Below are 18,166 nucleotides of genomic sequence, written 5' to 3'. Positions count from 1 at the left end.
CCGCATGGAGACCCTGACGGCCGTGGCGCACCGCGGCGACCCGTACCGCGTCCGGGAGAACACGATCGCCTCCCTGCGTTCCGCGCTCGCCGCGGGCGCGGACGCCGTGGAGATCGACGTACGGCTCACCCGGGACGGCGTCCCCGTCCTCCTGCACGACGAGACGCTGAAACGGCTGTGGGAGCAGGACCGCCCGCTGCTCGGCCTCTCCCTGGCCGAGGTGGAGGGGCTGACCGGCGGCGGGGTGCCGACGCTGGCGGCGGCGCTGGCGGCGGCGGACGGGAGCCGGGTGATGGTCGATCTGCCCGGCACCCCGGACGTGAGGGCGGCGCGCCGGGTCGTGGACGTGGTCCGGGAGGCGGGGGCGCAGGACCGCGTGTACTACTGCGCGGGCGCCCAGGCCATGCTGGCGGTGCGTGCCGCCGATCCGTCCGCGGAGATCGCGCTCACCTGGACGAGCCTCGCGCCGCCGCGCCCCGCGGTGCTGGAGGCGGTGCGGCCGCGCTGGCTGAACTACCGCTTCTCCCTGGTGGACGACGCCCTGGCCGAGCGGGTCCATCACGCCGGCTACCTGCTGTCCGTCTGGACCCCCGACACCCGCCGTGCCATGCGCCGCCTGATCGACGCGGGCGTCGACTCGATCACCACGAACCGCATCGACGTCCTGAACACCCTGCGCCGGGACCGGGAGCCGGGCTTCCCTGAGAACTCCTAACGGAGAGCCCCCGTGCCGCCTTCCGTTTCCTGGTAGCCCGGTCCGGCCGCATAGGCCAGCGGAGGTGCGATTGCCTGCGCATCCGCTCCCTCGCCGACCCACAGGGCGATGAACAGCGCGGCGGTCGCTTCCAGGAGTCCCGCACGTTCGAGACCGCCGCCGGCCACGGGTTCGCAGCCCACGTCCCGCACCAATGCGCGTACACGCGCGAGGGCCGTCTCGTCGTCCCCGCAGACCGGCACGGCCAGTGGCCGCCCATCGAAGACGGGCGGCCGCATGCGCCACACCTCCTCGTGGCAGAGGTTGAAAGCCTTGACCACGTGGGCTCCCGGCGCCGCCGCAGCCAGTTGCTGTGCGGCTGAGGGGTCCCCTTCCGTCAGCAGCCGGAAGCCCGGCCCGACCGGATTGGAGCAGTCGATCAGCACCTTGCCGTCCAGGGCCGCGTGCAGATTCCGTGCCACGTCCACTCCCGCCCCGAAGGGCAGCGCGGCCAGCACCGCCTCCTGACCGAACTCGGCCGCCGCGCGCAGACTGGCAGCTTTCACGCCGCCTCCGATGCGCGTCGCGAGCCGCTCCGCCCTGTGTGCGTCCCGTCCCCCGATGGTCACCTGGTGCCCAGCCCGCACCCAGTGGGTGGCGAGCGCGTCGGCCATGTTGCCCGTTCCCAGTACGCCGATTCTCATCACACGTTCCCTCTCCGTGCCTGCTTCGACCGTTCACACCGTCGAACTACGGGAGCGGATCGGGGGCATCAGCTCCAAGGTCCTCACCGAGACGCTGCGCCGGCTGCAGTTCGACGGACTGGTCGACCGGCTGGCAGACCCCGACGCACCCTCACGGGTCGAGTACCAGCTCACCGCTCTGGGCCGGACCTTGCTGACGCCCATCGACGCCGTCGGCGCCTGGGCCTTCGAGTACGGCGATGAGGTTATGGCCGCCCAGGAAGCAGCATGCACTCCTGACCCGCGGTCCCCTCGTCCAACTTGCTAGAGAGCTTCAACGGTGCGGGTTGCATCGGGTCGTGACCGCCGTCGTGGACTGCGCTATGCCGGGAGAACGACGTATGCCGAGGCGGTGGATTGACGGCCGAGGAACGGGCTCGCCCTCCGCGGTGACGATCCGGGCGGTGGCGCAGACGAAGCGGATGATCACGCATCGTCGTCGCCCGGGTCCTGGAGCAGCCCATGGCAAGCCCATGCCCCTTCGCCGCCGCGCCAAGGACGACGACCCGGACCCGGTCGCCGAGCGGATCGTCGCGGCCGCGATCAGGTAGCCGTCGTGGCCCGCCGGTCCGGCGCGCCGCGGCCGACCGCCCACCGCGCCGCCGCGTGCGCCACGGCCGCGACGGCGCCGGCCGTGGCCAGGCCGACGGCGAGATCGCGGGGGCGGGCCGGGCGCAGGACGCCGGCGCGGCGCAGGCGGCCGCGGGCCCAGAGGGTGAAGGGCACGACGACGAGCGGGGAGGTGGCGACGCCGGGGGTGTAGCCGCGTACGGCTGCGGCCTGCGCCATGTGGACCAGGCCGTGCAGACCGAAGCCGTTCACAGTGGCCTGGTAGAACGCCGACCGGCCGCCGGTGGCGTGCCCGGCCGCGGACGCGGCGGCGACGAACACGCCGACGAACGCGACCGCCGGCGGGAAATCCCGCCCGCCCAGGGCTTCCGTCCGCCGCCACACCCGCTCGGGCACGGCCGGGAACCGCTCACGGAGCCGGGGCAGGTCGCGCCGCACCCAGCGCGGGCCGGCCGTCAGCTCCTCGAGGTCGTGGAGCGCCCAGGCCGCGAGCAGGCCGAAGGTCACCCCGGCGGACAGGTTTTCACCGCTCGATGAATTATCCACCCGGGTGATTCTTCTACAACCCGGCGATCTTGTTCCACCGCTTCGCGAAATCCACCCGCTCCTCGGCCGTGATGTCCCGGGCGATCGCGAGCCGGCGGCGCATGCCCGCGTCCGGGAAGATCAGCGGGTCCTCCGCCAGGGCCGCGGTGTCCTTGTCGCCGGAGGAGGCCAGGACGTGCTGGGCCGCCGGGACCGGGCAGACGTAGTTCACCCAGGAGGCCAGCTCGGCGGCGACCTCGGGCTGGTAGTAGTAGTCGATCAGCCGCTCGGCGTTGGCCTTGTGCCGGGCGAGGTTCGGGACCATGAGCGACTCCGCCCACAGTTCGGCGCCCTCCTGAGGTACGACGAACTCGATGTCGGGGTTGTCCGCGCGCAGCTGGATCACGTCGCCGGAGTAGGCCTGGCAGGCCAGGACGTCCCCGCTGACCAGGTCCTTGGTGTAGTCGTTGCCGGTGAAGCGGCGGATCTGGCCGCGCCGCACCTGGGCCTGGACCTGGTCGCAGACGCGGTGGAAGTCGTCCGCCGTCCACCGGGTGATGTCGACGCCGTTGCCCAGCATCAGCAGCGCGAAGGACTCGTCCAGGCCGGAGAGCAGCGTGACCCGGCCGCGCAGGTCGTCGGCCCACAGGTCGGAGACGTGCCGTATCTCACGGCCGAGCTTGCGGCGGTTGTAGGCGATGCCGGTGATGCCGGACTGCCACGGCACGGTGTACTTGCGGCCCGGATCGAAGGCCGGGGAGCGCAGCAGCGGGTCGAGGTACCGGGCGACGTTGGGCTGCCGGGCGCGGTCCATCTCCTGCACCCAGCCCAGCCGCACGAACCGCGCGCACATCCAGTCGCTGACGACGACGAGGTCGCGGCCGGTGGACTGGTGGTTCATCAGCGCCGGGCTGATCTTGCCGAAGAACTCGTCGTTGTCGTTGATCTCCTCGACGTAGTCGACGGCGATGCCGGAGTGCTTCTGGAAGGCCTCCAGCGTGGGCCGCCGGTTGGGGTGGGCGTCGTCGGTGTCGATGTACAGCGGCCAGTTCGCCCACGTCAGCCGTCTGTCGCGGGCCGAGGCGTCGACTGCGGCGCGGTCGCCGGGCTGGACGTACGCCGCGGGCACGCCGCAGCCGGCCAGCGCTCCGAGCGCGGCGGTGCCGCCGAGGGCGCGCAGCAGGGAACGGCGGGAGGCGGTCTGGTGTGGGAGGGCCATGGGCGCAGCATGCCGCCCGGTGACACGCGTGAGCAATTGACGCCACGTCGAGCGAAACGACGCCTGCCCGACACCTTGTCGATCACCGAGCCCGCCCACCGCGCGGCCCGTCCCGCCCGCCACGACCTGGAGGGCTCCCCGCCCCGGACACACCGCTCCCCGCCCCGGACACACGCTCCCGCCCCCGGACACACCGCGGCCCCGGACGGTCCGTCCTCCGTCCGGGGCCGCGAGTCGTGGGCGAGGCCGCCGGCCTCAGCGCACCCGCAGGGGTGGCGTCACGCGTCCAGGGACGTCATGACGTGCTTGATGCGGGTGTAGTCCTCGAAGCCGTACGCGGAGAGGTCCTTGCCGTAGCCGGACTTCTTGAAGCCGCCGTGCGGCATCTCGGCGACCAGCGGGATGTGGGTGTTGATCCACACGCAGCCGAAGTCGAGCTTCTTGGACATCCGCATGGCGCGGGAGTGGTCCTTGGTCCACACCGAGGAGGCCAGCGCGTACTCGACGCCGTTGGCCCACTCGAGGGCCTGCTCCTCGTCCGCGAAGGACTGGACGGTGATGACCGGGCCGAAGACCTCGTTCTGGATGATCTCGTCGTCCTGCTTCAGGCCGGAGACGACGGTCGGCGCGAAGAAGTAGCCCTGGTCGCCGACGCGCTTGCCGCCGGCCTCCACGCGCGCGTGGGCGGGCAGCCGCTCGATGAAGCCCTCGACCTGCTTGAGCTGGTTGGGGTTGTTCAGCGGGCCGAAGAGCACTTCCTCGTCGTCCGGCTGACCGGTCTTGGTCTCGGACGCGGCCTTGGCGAGCGCGGAGACGAACTCGTCGTGGATCGACTCGTGCACGAGCACGCGCGTGGCGGCCGTACAGTCCTGGCCGGCGTTGAAGAAGCCCGCCATGGAGATGTCCTCGACGGCCTTGGCGATGTCGGTGTCCTCGAAGACGACGACCGGGGCCTTGCCGCCCAGCTCCAGGTGGACCCGCTTGACGTCCTTGGCGGCGGACTCGGCCACCGCCATGCCCGCGCGGACCGAGCCGGTGATGGAGGCCATCGCCGGGGTCGGGTGCTCGACCATCGCCCGGCCGGTCTCACGGTCGCCGCAGATGACGTTGAAGACGCCCTTGGGCAGGATCCCACCGAGGATCTCGGCGATCAGCACGGTGGACGCCGGGGTGGTGTCCGACGGCTTCAGCACGACGGTGTTGCCCGCGGCGATCGCCGGGGCGAACTTCCACACGGCCATCATCATCGGGTAGTTCCACGGCGCGACCTGCGCGCAGACGCCGACCGGCTCACGGCGGATGATCGAGGTCAGGCCCTCCATGTACTCGCCGGCCGAGCGGCCCTCCAGCAGTCGCGCCGCACCCGCGAAGAAGCGGATCTGGTCGACCATCGGGGGGACCTCCTCGGAGCGGGTCAGCCCGGTCGGCTTGCCCGTGTTCTCCACCTCGGCCGCGATCAGTTCCTCGGCGCGCTCCTCGAACGCGTCCGCGATCTTCAGCAGGGCCTTCTGGCGCTCGGCCGGGGTGGTGTCGCGCCAGGCCGGGAAGGCGCGCGCGGCGGCCTCCATGGCCGCGTCGACGTCCGCCTGACCGGACAGCGGCGCGGTGGCGTACGCCTCGCCCGTCGCGGGGTTGACCACCTCGGTGGTCCGTCCGTCGGCGGCGTCCCGGAACTCACCGTCGATGTAGTTGCGCAGACGACGCAGTTCGGTGCTCACTGCCGGCCCTCCAAGATTCGGGTGTCCCATCACTGAGAGGCCCAGAGTAATCGCTGCTCCCACGTTTTCAACACCCCCGGTCCCCTCGGATCTGCGAAATCCGTCGGTCTCGATCTCTCAAACAACGAATTTCATCGATCCGGGCTTGCACAACTGCCGAGACGTCGTGCACAGTGAAGTCGTGGCCAGTCGAAGCGCAGACCCCAGGGACGCACGGGACTCCCGCGAGTCCCTCCGCGACACCCCTCGCGAATCCAGGAACGGCAGCAATCCGAACCTGGACGCCGTCTCCCTCGCCATCATCCAGCAGCTTCAGGAGGACGGCCGCCGGCCGTACGCCGCCATCGGCAAGGCCGTCGGCCTCTCCGAGGCGGCCGTGCGCCAGCGCGTCCAGAAGCTGCTCGACCAGGGCGTGATGCAGATCGTCGCCGTCACGGACCCGCTCACCGTGGGCTTCCGCCGGCAGGCGATGGTCGGTCTGCACGTCGAGGGCGACGTCGAAGCGGTGGCCGACGCGCTGACCGCCATGTCGGAAGTCGAGTACGTGGTGATGACCGCGGGCTCGTTCGACATCCTCGCGGAGATCGTCTGCGAGGACGACGACCACCTGCTGGACGTCATCAACAAACGCATCCGGGCGATGCCCGGGGTGCGCTCCACCGAGAGCTTCGTCTACCTCAAGCTCAAGAAGCAGACCTACATGTGGGGAACCCGATAACCGTGAGCACAAAGGACCTCAGCAAGTCCGCGTACGACCACCTGTGGATGCACTTCACCCGCATGTCCTCGTACGAGAACTCCCCCGTCCCGACGATCGTCCGGGGCGAGGGCACCTACATCTACGACGACAAGGGCAAGCGCTACCTCGACGGTCTCGCCGGCCTGTTCGTGGTCCAGGCCGGTCACGGCCGCACGGAACTCGCCGAGACGGCCGCCAAGCAGGCCAAGGAACTGGCCTTCTTCCCGGTGTGGTCCTACGCCCACCCCAAGGCCGTCGAGCTGGCCGAGCGCCTGGCGAACGAGGCCCCGGGCGACCTGAACAAGGTCTTCTTCACCACCGGCGGCGGCGAGGCCGTCGAGACCGCCTGGAAGCTCGCCAAGCAGTACTTCAAGCTGGTCGGCAAGCCCACCAAGTACAAGGTCATCTCGCGTGCGGTCGCCTACCACGGCACCCCGCAGGGCGCCCTGTCCATCACCGGCCTGCCGGGCCTGAAGGCCCCCTTCGAGCCGCTGGTGCCGGGCGCGCACAAGGTGCCGAACACCAACATCTACCGCGCCCCGCTCTTCGGCGACGACCCCGAGGCCTTCGGCCGCTGGGCCGCCGACCAGATCGAGCAGGAGATCCTCTTCGAGGGCCCCGAGACCGTCGCCGCGGTGTTCCTGGAGCCGGTGCAGAACGCCGGTGGCTGCTTCCCGCCGCCCCCCGGCTACTTCCAGCGCGTGCGCGAGATCTGTGACCAGTACGACGTGCTGCTCGTGTCGGACGAGGTCATCTGCGCCTTCGGCCGCCTCGGCACGACCTTCGCCTGTGACAAGTTCGGCTACGTCCCGGACATGATCACCTGCGCCAAGGGCATGACCTCGGGCTACTCCCCGATCGGCGCCTGCATCGTCTCCGACCGCCTGGCGGAGCCGTTCTACAAGGGTGACAACACCTTCCTGCACGGCTACACCTTCGGCGGCCACCCGGTCTCCGCGGCCGTGGGCCTCGCCAACCTCGACATCTTCGAGAAGGAGAAGCTCAACCAGCACGTGCTGGACAACGAGGGCAACTTCCTCTCCACCCTGCAGAAGCTGCACGACCTGCCGATCGTCGGCGACGTCCGCGGCAACGGCTTCTTCTACGGCATCGAGCTGGTGAAGGACAAGAACACCAAGGAGTCCTTCAACGACGAGGAGACCGAGCGCGTCCTGTACGGCTACCTCTCCAAGGCGCTGTTCGACAACGGTCTGTACTGCCGTGCCGACGACCGTGGCGACCCGGTCATCCAGCTCGCGCCGCCGCTGATCTCCAACCAGGAGACGTTCGACGAGATCGAGCAGATCCTGCGCGCGACGCTGACGGAGGCGTGGACGAAGCTGTGACCGTCCGGACGGCCCTCACCGTCCCGGCGTCACCGATCATCCCGGCGTCCTGATCGGTCATCCCCCGGCCGATCTTCCGTCTGGATGATCACCCCGGCCCCGGTGCCACCCGTTCGAGTGAGAAACGGGGGCCCGGGGCCGCGTGCTGTCCGGGCTGCCGGGGTCGCCTGCCTAGCGTGCCAGTGACCGATCGGCCCTGCCTTCGTTCCCCCGCACGGGGGAACGGCACGGGAACTACGGATCTGACACGAGGTGTACGCCCATGGAGGCCCCGCCGGACAACGACGTGCTCTGGGCACGCTCCCTGCACTTCACGCACAGCGACGGCTCCCCCGCACTTCAAGGAGTCTCGCTCGGCGTGCGCGAGGGCGAGATCCTCGCCGTCGGCGGCCCGCGCGGCAGCGGCAAGACGACACTGCTGCGCTGCCTGTCCGGACTCGCCCCGGCCCAGCGCGGCGAGGTGTGGTTCAACAGCGTTCCGCTGCACACCATGGGCCCGGTCGCCCGCGAACGCCTGCGCCGCGAGCGCTTCGGCTGGATCGACCCGGCCCCGCTGCTGGTCCCCGAACTGAACGTGTGGGAGAACGCCGCCCTCCCGCTGATGCTGCGCGGCGTCAGCCGCCGCCGCGCCAAGGTCGCCGCCACCGAGTGGCTGGAACGCGTCGACATCGGCGACAAGGCCCGCCGGCGCCCGCACGAGCTGACCCAGGCCGAGCGGCAGCGCGCCTGCATCGCCCGCGCCCTCGCCCCGGCGCCCACCGTCCTCTTCGCCGACGAGCCCACCGCGCCCCTGTACCGGGCCGACCGCGCCCACGTCCTGCGCACCCTCACCACGGCCGCCCGCTCGCACGGCATCACCGTGGTCCTGGCCACCGCCGACCCGGAGACGGCCGCGCTCACCGACCGCACGGTGTCGCTGCTCGACGGGCGCCGCGTCAAGACGGTGCACCTGCCGCCGGCCACCGAGACGGAAGGCCGGACCGCGTGGTCGCTCTCCGTCTGACCCGCGGCGCCCACCCTGCCGTCCACCTGCGCCGTCTGCTGGTGGCGACGGCGTCGGCCGGCACGGGCTTCCTGCTCCTGTGCACCCTCGGCTACGCGCTAGGCCACCCCGGCGTCTCCCCGGGGTCCCTGCTGCTGCGCCTGGCGTGGTGCGTCGTACCGCTGGCCGCCACGGTGTGGTTCGCGCTGGCGGTCGCCCGCACCGACCCCGCGACCAAGCCCCGCCCCGGCCTGTCCGCCGTAGGGCTGGGCCCGGCCCGTCTGATGGCCATCGCGGCCCTGACGACGGCGTTGTCCACCGCGCTCGGCTCGGTGCTGGCCCTGCTGGTCTTCCTGCACCTGCGCGGCGACCTCACCGGCACGCCGTTCGACGGCGCGGCCTCCCAGTTCCTCGCGGCGGACCAGCCCCTGCCGGTACCGGCGGCGCTGACCCTGCTCGCCGTGCTCCCGGTCACGGCCTCCGCCCTGGTCGCCCTGGCACTGCGCCCGCGCGAGACCCACCCCCGGCCCACTGCGCACCCGTACGGCCGCTTCGGGGCGTACGGCAGGACGGCGGTCCGCGAGACGTTCGGGGCGTACGGCAGGTTCGGCGCGCGCCTGCGCGGCAGCGAACCGGTGAGCAGGCCCCAGCCCGCGGCCGGCCCCGCCGCGCAGGTGGACACGGACGTCCTCACGCGGGCGCCGGACGACGCCACCGACCCACAGGGCACGCAGGAGACCCCGGGCGACGCCACCGACCCGCAGAGCACGCAAGAGACCCTGGGCGACGGCGCCCGGCCCGTGCCGCCCACCGAGCCCGACCCCACCGCCCTCCTCCCCTGGGGCGTCACCCTCCTCGCCGCCGGCCTGGCCACCGAGGCGTACGCCACCCGCGCCACCGACCCGACGACCCTGCCCATGCCCGGCGGTCTGAGCACCGGACCCGTCACCGTCCTCCTCGGCTGGCTCCTCACCGCTGTCGGCCTCGCGCTCGCCGGGCCCGGCCTCACCCACCTCACCGGCCGGCTGCTGCAGGCCGTCCGCCCGGGCGCCCTGCGCCTGCTCGCCGGGCGCGTGCTGATGGCGGAGGCGACCCGTGTCGGCCGCCCCCTCGGTGTCGTCTGCGCCGTCGCGTCGGCGGCGTTCGCCACGACCGCCCTGCGCGGAGCCGGCTCCCCCGGGCTCGGCCCGCTGACCACGCTCGGCGCCCTCGTCGTCGTCGGCTGCGCGGTGGCGACCCTGTTCACCGCCGCCGTGGAGGCACGCCAGAACCGCGCCGACACCACCGCGGCCCTGCTCCGTCTCGGCGCCCCCGCCACGATGCTGCGCTCGGCGGCGGCCCTGCGCGCGGCCGCCCTGCTGGCTGTGTTCGGCCCGCTGACGCTGCTGGTGGCGGAACTGGCCGCGCTGCCCCTCGCCCGCTGAACAGCCACCGGAAGAACCCCTCGGCCCACCGATGAGTTCCGCGCGGCGGCCCGGTCTACCCCCACGACAACACCGCACCACTTACGGGAGAGGCCCCATGTACCAGCAGATGATCTTCGTGAACCTGCCCGTGAACGACCTCGAGGCCTCGAAGAAGTTCTTCACCGGCCTCGGCTACACGCTCAACGCGCAGTTCAGCGACGAGAACGCCGCGTCGGTCGTGATCAGCGACACGATCGTGGCGATGCTGCTCACCAAGCCCTTTTACGCGACCTTCACCGACAAGGGGATCGCCGACACGAAGACGACCAGCGAGGTGCTGATCTGTCTGAGCGCCGAGAGCCGCGAGAAGGTCGACGAGCTGGTCGACCGCGCGATCGCGCTCGGCGGCACGGCGACCGGCAAGACCCAGGACATGGGCTTCATGTACGGCCGGGCCTTCGACGACCTCGACGGCCACACCTGGGAGATCATGTGGATGGACCCGGCGGCCGTGCAGGGCTGACAGCAACGCGGTGCCTAGCATGGGCGGGTGCATCCGACACCCGCCCAGCCGTACGACGGCTCCCGCGACCGTGAGATCGAGTCCCTCGCCCAGTTCGACGAGGTGGTCGCGCGGCGCGGCTCCCTCGCCGGTTTCCGCGTCCAGGCCGTGGATCTGACGGGCCGTACGGACGCGCTGCTGTCCGTGGACACCGCCGGCGCCGTCTTCCTCGGCTGCCCCATGGCGCCCGAGGCCGCCGCCCGCGTCCGGGCGTCCGACGCCCTGGTCTTCCCGCCCGTCCCCGGCCTGCCCTTCGACCCGTACCGCGGGTTCGTCTACTCCGCCGAGGAACTCTTCGCCGGCCTCGACCTCGGCTACGAGGCCACCCCGGACGCGCTCGCCCACGCCTGGTTCCAGCAGACCAGGGCCGACGGCGACATATTCGCCTCCATGCTCCGCTCGATCCACGACGACGCGGTCTCCGACGCCCTCGACGAAGTCCTCGTCGGCGCCCGGGTCGTGGGCGTCATGGGCGGCCACGCCATGGCGCGCGGCAGCCGGGAGTACGCCGGTGCCGCGCGCCTCGGCCGCGCCCTGACCGGGGCCGGCCTGACCGTGGCGACGGGCGGCGGGCCCGGCGCGATGGAGGCGGCGAACCTGGGCGCGTACGCGGCGCCCTTCGACGACGAGATGCTGGAGCAGGCGCTGGAACTCCTCGCGCCCGTACCGTCGTTCAGGCCCTCGGTCACCGACTGGGCGCGGGCGGCGTTTCAGGTGCGCGCCCGCTGGCCGCGCGGCGGCACGTCGATCGGCATCCCGACCTGGTTCTACGGGCACGAGCCGCCGAACCCGTTCGCCACGCACATCGCCAAGTACTTCGCCAACGCCACACGCGAGGACGGTCTGCTGGCCCGCTGCACCGCCGGTGTGGTGTTCCTGCCGGGCGCCGCCGGGACCGTACAGGAGATATTCGACAACGCGACGCCGAACTACTACGAGTCCCGGGGCGAGGCGACGCCGATGGTGCTGGTGGACCGGGCGCACTGGACGGAGCGGCTGCCGGCCTGGCCGCTGCTGCGGTCGCTCGCCCGGGACCGTTCGATGGCCTCCCGCATCGCGCTCGTCGACCGGATCGAGGAGGCGCCGGAGGCACTGAAACGTCTCGCCGGTTAATAAGAGGGCAAAGGCAACGCCCTTGGCGGGCATATGCGTTGACACTGCTTACGAAGCGCTTATAAACAGGTGAGCCTCATGGGGGCGGTGGTACCGGGTGGGTGTGATCGCATTCCTTCGGCTCACCATCTCCCCTTCAACCCCCCGCAGTTGCATCCTGTAAAGGACAAACGTGTCCATATCCCGTCGTACTGCCGCCCGTTCCGCGCGCGCCCTCGGGGTCGCCTCCGCCGCGGCGGCGCTCGCGCTCGGTGTCGCCGGCAACGCGCTCGCCTGCAACATCAGCGAATTCTCCGCCAAGGCCTCGTGCGAGGGTGACAAGGGCGTCATCACCGTCACCGACGTCGACGCCTCCGGCACCCAGGCCGTCGTCTCCGTCTTCCTGGAGAACAACGGCAGCGACGACCACAAGGTCGGCGAGCAGACCGTCACCGGCTCGCGCGAGGGTGTGACCATCACCTTCGCCGAGGACTGGAAGCCGAACGCGACCTACCGCGTCCACGTCCTGGCCGGCGACGCGAAGAACCCCCGCGTGGACGAGGACATCACGCCGAACCTCACCACGCCGGACGCCGGCTGCAAGAAGGACACCCCGACGACGCCGCCGGCCACGCCGAGCAGCCCGGCGCCGAAGCCGTCGCAGTCCACCCCGGCCGAGGACACGCCGAGCCCGTCGGCCCCGGCGAGCACCGCCCCCGCGGGCACCACGAGCAACGCGCCGTCCCCGGCGGCCGGTGACTCCAACCTCGCCGAGACCGGTGCGAACTCCAACACCGGTCTGATCGCCGGCGTCGCGGGCGCCCTGGTCGTGGTCGGCGGCGGCGCCGTCTTCCTCGGCATGCGCCGCCGCGGGGCCAAGAGCAACGGCTGACCTCGCGCGCACACGACGGCCCGCCCCGGTAGGCAAGGGGCGGGCCGTTCTGTGACGTCGGCGGCCCTCAGCCGAGGACGACGACCTCCGCCGCGTCGAAGGCGACGCCCACCTCCGCGCCGGTCTCAGGTGCCTCGCGCAGCGCGCAGGCGGCCTCCAGGCGCGGGGCGTCCTCGGGCTGGAGGCGGACGGCGACATGCGTGCCCCGGAAGGTGCGGGCGGTCACCGTGCAGCGCAGGCCCTGCGACACCTCGGTCAGCCGGACTCCGGCCGGGCGGACCAGCAGGTCGCACGGGCCCTGCGGGGAGCCGTCGGGCACCGGCAGCTTCCCCCAGGGCGTGTCGGCGGCCTCACCGACGACGGTCCCCGGCACCACGTTGTCGAAGCCGAGGAAACGGGCGACGAACGCGTCCGCCGGGTGGAGCCACACCTCGAGGGGCGTGCCCGACTGGGCGATCCGCCCGTCGCGCATCACCACGACCCGGTCGGCGAGCGCGAACGCCTCACCCTGGTCGTGCGTGACGGCGAGCACGGTCGTGCCCAACCGGCCGAACAGCTCGCGCAGTTCGACCACCAGGCGTTCACGCAGCGAGCGGTCGAGCTGACCGAGCGGCTCGTCCAGCATCAGCAGCCGGGGCCTCGGCGCGAGCGCCCGGGCGAGCGCGACCCGCTGCTGCTCACCGCCGGACAGCGCGCCGACGGCCCGCCGCCCGGCGCCGGGCAGGCCCACCAGGTCCAGCAACTCCCGCACCCGCTCGCCCTGTTCGCTCTTCGTCGCGCCGCGCATGCGCAGTCCGAAGGCGACGTTCTTGGCCACGTCCCGCTGCGGGAAGAGCTGGTGGTCCTGGAACATCAGCCCGACGCCCCGCTTGTGCGCGGGCACCTTCGCCTGGTCGTGGCCGTCCAGCGCGATCCGGCCCGCGTCCAGCGGCTGCAGCCCGGCGACCGCCCGCAGCAGCGTCGACTTGCCGCTGCCGCTGGGGCCGAGCACGCACACCACCTCGTGCTCGGCGACCTCGAGGTCGACGGCGTCGAGGACGGCCCGCTCGCCGAAGCGGACGGTCGCGGCGTCGAGGCTGAGCAACATCTAGAACTCCCCCGTCCGGCCGGGCACCCGCAGGCTCTCCAGGATCAGCAGCGCCACGGCGCACACCACCATCAAAATCGTCGACAGGGCCATCGCCTGCCCGTAGTTAAGGTCACCGGGCCGCGCCAGCAGCCGGGCCACGGCCACCGGCAGCGTCGGCGTGTCGGGCCGGGCGATGAACACGGTCGCCCCGAACTCGCCCAGCGACACGGCGAAGGCGAACCCGGCGGCGATCAGCAGCGCCCGGCGCACCATCGGCAGGTCGACCTCGCGCCACACCCGCCACGGCGACGCCCCGAGCACGGCCGCCGCCTCCCGCAGCCGTCCGTCGACCGCGCGCAGCACCGGCAGCATCGTCCGGATCACGAAGGGCACGCCGACGAGCGCCTGGGCGAGCGGCACCAGGATCCAGGAGCTGCGCAGGTCCAGCGGCGGCTTGTCCAGCGTGATCAGGAAGCCGAAGCCGACGGTCACCGCGGACACGCCGAGCGGCAGCATCAGCAGCGCGTCGAAGCCGCGCACCAGACGCCCGGCGTCGCGTCGGGTCAGCGCGGCGGCGGCGAGAGCGCCGATCAGCAGCGCGATCGCGGTGGCGGCGACGGCGTACTGCAGCGAGTTGCCGATGGCCTCGATCGGCGGGACGAGGAAGGTGTTGCCGTCCTGGCTGCTCAGCGCCCTGAAGTAATGCAGGCCGCCGTCGAGGGAGCGCTGCACCAGCACCGCGGGCGGCAGCACCAGCAGCGCGGCGATGGTGAGCAGCACCCCGGCGAGCAGCGCCCACTGTCCGGCGCCGCGCGGCCGGCGTGCCGTCGTCGCCGCGTCCACCAGCTTCAGGGCGCTCTCCCGGCGCCGTACCGTCCGGGCGTGTACGGCGAGGATCGCGCCGACGGCGACGAACTGGACGATCGTGAGGACGGCGGCCGTGGACAGGTCGAAGATGTCGGCGGTCTGCCGGTAGATCTCCACCTCCAGGGTGGAGAAGCCGGGGCCGCCGAGGATCTGGACGATGCCGAAGGAGGTGAAGCAGAACATGAACACCATCAGCGCGGCCGCCGCGACCGCCGGTGCCAGCGCGGGCAGGGTGACCGTGCGCCAGGCGGTGAAGCGGGACGCGCCGAGCATCCGCGCCGCGTCCTCCTGGCGCGGGTCGAGCTGCGCCCACAGGCCGCCGACGGTCCGCACGACGACGGCGTAGTTGAAGAAGACGTGCGCGAGCAGGATCGCCCACACGGTGGTGTCCAGCCGTACGCCCCACAGCTGGTCGAGGAGACCGCCGCGGCCGACCAGCGCGAGGAAGGCGGTGCCGACGACGACGGTCGGCAGCACGAACGGCACCGTCACCACCGCCCGCAGCAGCCGCTTGCCGGGGAAGTCGAAACGGGCGAAGACATAGGCGCCGGGCAGCGCGAGCAGCAGGGTGAGCCCGGCGGAGACCAGCGCCTGCCAGGTGGTGAACCACAGCACGTGCCGGATGTCGGACTGACCGAGCACATCGGTGAGCCGGCCGAACCGCCAGGCGCCGTCGACCTTGAGCCCGCGGGCGACGATCGCGGCCACGGGGTAGGCGAAGAACACGGCGAAGAACGCGACGGGCAGGGCCATCAGGCCGAGCCGCGCCGCGCTCCCCGCGCGGTCCGGGCGGCGGGCTACTTCAGTACGAGCGAGGTCCACTGCTTGACCCACTGGTCGCGGTGGTCGGCGATCTTGCCGGGGGCGAGGGTCTCGGGGTTCTTGGCCGCGGGGCCGTACTGGGTGAACTCGGCGGGCACCTTGGCGCCGTCGACGACCGGGTAGACGAACATGTTCAGCGGCATGTCCTGCTGGAACTCCTTGGAGACCAGGAAGTCGATCAGCGCCTTGCCGCCCTTGGTGTTCTTCGCGTTGCTGAGCAGCCCGGCGAACTCGATCTGCCGGAAGCAGGTGCCGGCCGCGACGCCGGTGGGCGCGGTCTTGGGCTGCGGCTTGGCGAAGACGACCTCGGCGGGCGGGGAGGAGGCGTAGGAGACCACCAGCGGCCGGTCGCCGTGCGCCTTCTTGCCGCCGGAGGAGCCGGAGAACTCCTGGTCGTAGGCCTGCTCCCAGCCGTCGACCACCTTGACGCCGTTGGCCTTGAGCTTCTTCCAGTAGTCCTGCCAGCCCCCGTCGCCGTACTTGGCGGCGGTGCCGAGGACGAAGCCGAGGCCGGGTGAGGAGGTGGCGGCGTTCTCGGTGACGAGGAGGTTCTTGTACTCCGGCTTGACCAGGTCGTCGAAGGAAGCCGGCGGGGTCAGCTTGTGATCGGCGAAGTACTTCTTGTCGTAGTTGACGCAGATGTCGCCGAAGTCGATCGGGGTGACCCGGTGCTTGCCCTGGTCCAGCTGGTACTGGGCGCCGATGGTGCCGAGCCCCTTGGCCTGGTACGGCTGGAAGAGGCCGTTGTCCAGGGCGCGGGAGAGCAGGGTGTTGTCGACGCCGAAGAAGACGTCACCCTGCGGGTTGTCCTTGGTGAGGATGGCCTTGTTGACGGCCTGCCCGGCGTCACCGCTGGGCAGGACGCGGACCTTGTACCCGGACTGCTTCTCGAAGTCCGCGAGGACGTTCTTGGACACGGCCCACGAGTCGTGGCTGACGAGCGTGACGGTCTTGGACTCGGCGGCGGTCTTCTCGCTCCCCGACGACCCGCACGCGGACAGCGTGACGAGGCCGAGGCCGACCACCACGACCGTGGCCTTCTTGGTGATGCTCACTGACATTCCTCCTGGAGTGACCAGGAAGAGACGCGGCCCTGCCCGGGACGCCTCAGGGTGTCCCGGGCAGGGCGCAACAGCTCGAGTGATGACCGATCTCCCTACCCAGAATGACCTGGGCGAGGTTCAGAGGGTCTGCGGCCGGTGCCGCACTCTCAGCGCTGTGGCGCTCCCCTGTCGGAAAGATGTTCCGGCTATGAAGTTGTCGTTACGACAGTCAGATTACCGCTCGGTGGCGGCGAGCTGACCACACGCCCCGTCGATCTCCTGACCTCGGGTGTCCCGGATCGTCACCGGTACACCATGGGCGGCGATGGCCTCGACGAACGCCTTCTCGTCCTCGGGCCGGGACGCGGTCCACTTGGAGCCCGGCGTGGGGTTCAGCGGGATGAGGTTGACGTGCACAGGCTTGCCCTTGAGCAGCCGCCCCAGCCGGTCCCCGCGCCACGCCTGGTCGTTGATGTCCCGGATCAGCGCGTACTCGATGGACAGCCGGCGGCCCGACTTCTCGGTGTACTCGAACCCGGCGTCGAGCACCTCGCGCACCTTCCACCGCGTGTTCACAGGGACGAGGGTGTCGCGCAGCTCGTCGTCGGGGGCGTGCAGCGAGATCGCCAGCCGGCACTTGAAGCCCTCGTCGGCGAACCGGTGGATGGCCGGCACGAGCCCGACCGTCGAGACGGTGATACCGCGCTGGGACAGCCCGAGGCCGTCGGGCGCGGGATCGGTGAGCGCGCGGACGGCCCCGACGACCCGCTTGTAGTTGGCGAGCGGCTCGCCCATGCCCATGAACACGATGTTGGACAGCCGGGAGGGACCACCGGGGATCTCCCCGTCCCTGAGCGCCCGCATGCCCTCGACGATCTGGTGCACGATCTCGGCGGTGGACAGGTTCCGGTCGAGTCCGGCCTGCCCGGTCGCACAGAACGGGCAGTTCATGCCGCAGCCCGCCTGGGAGCTGATGCACATGGTCACCCGGTCCGGGTAGCGCATGAGCACGGACTCCACCAGCGTCCCGTCGAACAGCCGCCACAGCGTCTTGCGCGTGGTCCCCTCGTCGGTCGACAGATGCCGTACGACGGTCATCAGCTCGGGGAACAGCGCCTCCCGCAGCTTGTCACGCGCACCGGCGGGGATGTCGGTCCACTGCTCGGGGGCGTGCGCGTACCGCGCGAAGTAGTGCTGCGACAGCTGCTTGGCGCGAAACGGCTTCTCCCCGATCTCGGCCACAGCCGCCTTGCGCTCGGCGGGCGAGAGATCGGCAAGATGCCGCGGCGGCGTCTTGGCTCCGCGCGGCGCGACAAAAGTAAGTTCTCCGGGCTTGGGCATGGTGCTACCAGTGTCGCAGATCCACTGGTGTGGCCGGTCCGGTCGCCTTCGGCCCGGGGAACGTCTATGCGGCCGTGTGTTCCAGGCGCTGCTTGAGCAGCTGCTCGTTGCGGGGGAACTCCTTGCGGGCCTGGGGGCGGACGACGAGGGGGATGAGGACCTTGCCGAGGCCGTGGCCCTCGAAGTCGAGGTCCATGGTCAGGCGGGTGCGCCGGCCCTCGTCGAGGGGGGTGATCTCGCCGTGGAAGTTGCCGCGCACCGCCCCGTCGATCCCGTGGACGCTCCAGGAACGCCCCGGCTCGTACTCGGTGCACTGCATCGTCATGGGCACCTCGCGGCGGCCGAGGTGCCGGGTGACCCGGACCCGTGAGCCGAGTCCGAACGGGCCGTCGTCGAGCTGCTCGGCGGACACCGCGCTCGCCTGCCACTCCGGCAGGTGGGCGGGGTCGGTGACGTAGGTCCACACCTCGTCGGGCCGGCAGTCGAGAACGATCTCATCGTGGAAACCGGACATGGTGGCCCCCTTTCCAGGGCGA

General features: G+C 71.5%; 19 protein-coding genes. 10 read left to right on the top strand and 9 right to left on the bottom strand.

Going from position 1 to position 18,166, the window contains the following annotated elements:
- Window positions 1–4 precede the first annotated feature (4 nt).
- A complete protein-coding gene (locus AC0B9F_RS30705) occupies window positions 5–715 on the top strand; it encodes a glycerophosphodiester phosphodiesterase (RefSeq protein WP_472008013.1) in 711 nt (236 codons plus the stop codon).
- Here the strand turns inward: AC0B9F_RS30705 and AC0B9F_RS30700 are convergent.
- Window positions 712–1,398 (bottom strand): NADPH-dependent F420 reductase, encoded by a 687-nt coding sequence (locus tag AC0B9F_RS30700; protein ID WP_472008011.1) that lies wholly within the window; start codon window positions 1,396–1,398, stop codon window positions 712–714. The genes AC0B9F_RS30705 and AC0B9F_RS30700 overlap by 4 nt on opposite strands.
- Here AC0B9F_RS30700 and AC0B9F_RS30695 point away from each other — a divergent pair.
- Together AC0B9F_RS30695 and AC0B9F_RS30690 are read left to right on the top strand one after the other, a co-directional pair.
- Complete coding sequence (locus AC0B9F_RS30695; protein ID WP_472008009.1) at window positions 1,316–1,705, top strand: winged helix-turn-helix transcriptional regulator; 390 nt, start codon at window positions 1,316–1,318, stop codon at window positions 1,703–1,705. The genes AC0B9F_RS30700 and AC0B9F_RS30695 overlap by 83 nt on opposite strands.
- 136 nt (window positions 1,706–1,841) lie before the next feature.
- Entirely contained in the window at window positions 1,842–1,988 is a 147-nt protein-coding gene (locus tag AC0B9F_RS30690) for a hypothetical protein (protein WP_472008007.1), read from the top strand.
- Here AC0B9F_RS30690 and AC0B9F_RS30685 read toward each other — a convergent pair.
- The 3 genes from AC0B9F_RS30685 to AC0B9F_RS30675 all read right to left on the bottom strand — a co-directional run bounded on the left by AC0B9F_RS30685 (window position 1,981) and on the right by AC0B9F_RS30675 (window position 5,469).
- Window positions 1,981–2,553 (bottom strand): HXXEE domain-containing protein, encoded by a 573-nt coding sequence (locus AC0B9F_RS30685; RefSeq protein ID WP_472008005.1) that lies wholly within the window; start codon window positions 2,551–2,553, stop codon window positions 1,981–1,983. The two genes, AC0B9F_RS30690 and AC0B9F_RS30685, sit on opposite strands and share 8 nt — an antisense overlap.
- 13 nt (window positions 2,554–2,566) lie before the next feature.
- Window positions 2,567–3,751 carry an extracellular solute-binding protein gene (locus AC0B9F_RS30680; protein ID WP_472008003.1) on the bottom strand — a complete coding sequence of 395 codons (1,185 nt, stop codon included), beginning with the start codon at window positions 3,749–3,751 and terminating at the stop codon, window positions 2,567–2,569.
- 278 nt (window positions 3,752–4,029) lie between these two features.
- On the bottom strand, window positions 4,030–5,469 hold the full coding sequence (locus AC0B9F_RS30675; RefSeq protein WP_472008002.1) for a gamma-aminobutyraldehyde dehydrogenase: 1,440 nt from the start codon (window positions 5,467–5,469) through the stop codon (window positions 4,030–4,032).
- 166 nt (window positions 5,470–5,635) lie between these two features.
- Here AC0B9F_RS30675 and AC0B9F_RS30670 point away from each other — a divergent pair, with 166 nt between their 5' ends.
- The 7 genes from AC0B9F_RS30670 (at window position 5,636) to AC0B9F_RS30640 (ending at window position 12,488) form a co-directional block, all read left to right on the top strand.
- On the top strand, window positions 5,636–6,187 hold the full coding sequence (locus tag AC0B9F_RS30670) for an Lrp/AsnC family transcriptional regulator (RefSeq protein WP_472008001.1): 552 nt from the start codon (window positions 5,636–5,638) through the stop codon (window positions 6,185–6,187).
- A 2-nt stretch (window positions 6,188–6,189) separates the two neighbouring features.
- Complete coding sequence (locus tag AC0B9F_RS30665; RefSeq protein WP_472007999.1) at window positions 6,190–7,554, top strand: aspartate aminotransferase family protein; 1,365 nt, start codon at window positions 6,190–6,192, stop codon at window positions 7,552–7,554.
- Window positions 7,555–7,816: 262 nt separating this feature from the next.
- A complete protein-coding gene (locus tag AC0B9F_RS30660) occupies window positions 7,817–8,557 on the top strand; it encodes an ABC transporter ATP-binding protein (protein ID WP_472007997.1) in 741 nt (246 codons plus the stop codon).
- Window positions 8,539–9,960, top strand: coding sequence for a hypothetical protein (locus AC0B9F_RS30655; RefSeq protein WP_472007996.1), 1,422 nt, complete (start codon window positions 8,539–8,541; stop codon window positions 9,958–9,960). Before AC0B9F_RS30660 ends, AC0B9F_RS30655 begins: the two co-directional genes overlap by 19 nt.
- 97 nt (window positions 9,961–10,057) lie before the next feature.
- Entirely contained in the window at window positions 10,058–10,465 is a 408-nt protein-coding gene (locus AC0B9F_RS30650) for a VOC family protein (RefSeq protein WP_472007994.1), read from the top strand.
- Between the two features lie 27 nt (window positions 10,466–10,492).
- Window positions 10,493–11,617 (top strand): LOG family protein, encoded by a 1,125-nt coding sequence (locus AC0B9F_RS30645; RefSeq protein WP_472007993.1) that lies wholly within the window; start codon window positions 10,493–10,495, stop codon window positions 11,615–11,617.
- Between the two features lie 172 nt (window positions 11,618–11,789).
- The gene (locus AC0B9F_RS30640) at window positions 11,790–12,488 is read left to right on the top strand and encodes an LAETG motif-containing sortase-dependent surface protein (protein ID WP_472007992.1); all 699 of its coding nucleotides are present in this window, start codon (window positions 11,790–11,792) and stop codon (window positions 12,486–12,488) included.
- 67 nt (window positions 12,489–12,555) lie between these two features.
- On the opposite strand, the gene AC0B9F_RS30635 is transcribed toward AC0B9F_RS30640, so the two are convergent.
- The 5 genes from AC0B9F_RS30635 to AC0B9F_RS30615 all read right to left on the bottom strand — a co-directional run bounded on the left by AC0B9F_RS30635 (window position 12,556) and on the right by AC0B9F_RS30615 (window position 18,144).
- Window positions 12,556–13,575 (bottom strand): ABC transporter ATP-binding protein, encoded by a 1,020-nt coding sequence (locus AC0B9F_RS30635; RefSeq protein WP_472007990.1) that lies wholly within the window; start codon window positions 13,573–13,575, stop codon window positions 12,556–12,558.
- Entirely contained in the window at window positions 13,576–15,177 is a 1,602-nt protein-coding gene (locus AC0B9F_RS30630; RefSeq protein ID WP_472007989.1) for an ABC transporter permease, read from the bottom strand.
- Between the two features lie 44 nt (window positions 15,178–15,221).
- Complete coding sequence (locus AC0B9F_RS30625; protein WP_472007988.1) at window positions 15,222–16,307, bottom strand: thiamine ABC transporter substrate-binding protein; 1,086 nt, start codon at window positions 16,305–16,307, stop codon at window positions 15,222–15,224.
- Between the two features lie 216 nt (window positions 16,308–16,523).
- Window positions 16,524–17,630, bottom strand: coding sequence for a dual-specificity RNA methyltransferase RlmN (rlmN, locus tag AC0B9F_RS30620; protein WP_472007986.1), 1,107 nt, complete (start codon window positions 17,628–17,630; stop codon window positions 16,524–16,526).
- A 64-nt stretch (window positions 17,631–17,694) separates the two neighbouring features.
- Window positions 17,695–18,144: an SRPBCC family protein gene (locus AC0B9F_RS30615; RefSeq protein WP_472007985.1), complete on the bottom strand. Its 450-nt coding sequence runs from the start codon at window positions 18,142–18,144 to the stop codon at window positions 17,695–17,697.
- Between the last annotated feature and the right edge of the window lie 22 nt (window positions 18,145–18,166).

The sequence above is a fragment of the Streptomyces sp. NPDC097129 genome, from assembly GCF_055668065.1.
Note: the sequence above shows the minus strand (reverse complement) of the source record. Positions and strands in the feature narration are given on the sequence as shown.

What these genes read in the sequence shown, in the direction of transcription:
- AC0B9F_RS30705 (WP_472008013.1), top strand. Translation starts at nt 5, where the DNA reads ATGGAGACCCTGACGGCCGTGGCGCACCGCGGCGACCCGTACCGCGTC.
- AC0B9F_RS30695 (WP_472008009.1), top strand. Translation starts at nt 1,316, where the DNA reads ATGGTCACCTGGTGCCCAGCCCGCACCCAGTGGGTGGCGAGCGCGTCG.
- AC0B9F_RS30700 (WP_472008011.1), bottom strand. Translation starts at nt 1,398, where the DNA reads ATGAGAATCGGCGTACTGGGAACGGGCAACATGGCCGACGCGCTCGCC.
- AC0B9F_RS30680 (WP_472008003.1), bottom strand. Translation starts at nt 3,751, where the DNA reads ATGGCCCTCCCACACCAGACCGCCTCCCGCCGTTCCCTGCTGCGCGCC.
- AC0B9F_RS30660 (WP_472007997.1), top strand. Translation starts at nt 7,817, where the DNA reads ATGGAGGCCCCGCCGGACAACGACGTGCTCTGGGCACGCTCCCTGCAC.
- AC0B9F_RS30650 (WP_472007994.1), top strand. Translation starts at nt 10,058, where the DNA reads ATGTACCAGCAGATGATCTTCGTGAACCTGCCCGTGAACGACCTCGAG.
- AC0B9F_RS30635 (WP_472007990.1), bottom strand. Translation starts at nt 13,575, where the DNA reads ATGTTGCTCAGCCTCGACGCCGCGACCGTCCGCTTCGGCGAGCGGGCC.
- AC0B9F_RS30630 (WP_472007989.1), bottom strand. Translation starts at nt 15,177, where the DNA reads ATGGCCCTGCCCGTCGCGTTCTTCGCCGTGTTCTTCGCCTACCCCGTG.
- AC0B9F_RS30625 (WP_472007988.1), bottom strand. Translation starts at nt 16,307, where the DNA reads ATGTCAGTGAGCATCACCAAGAAGGCCACGGTCGTGGTGGTCGGCCTC.
- rlmN (WP_472007986.1), bottom strand. Translation starts at nt 17,630, where the DNA reads ATGCCCAAGCCCGGAGAACTTACTTTTGTCGCGCCGCGCGGAGCCAAG.
- AC0B9F_RS30615 (WP_472007985.1), bottom strand. Translation starts at nt 18,144, where the DNA reads ATGTCCGGTTTCCACGATGAGATCGTTCTCGACTGCCGGCCCGACGAG.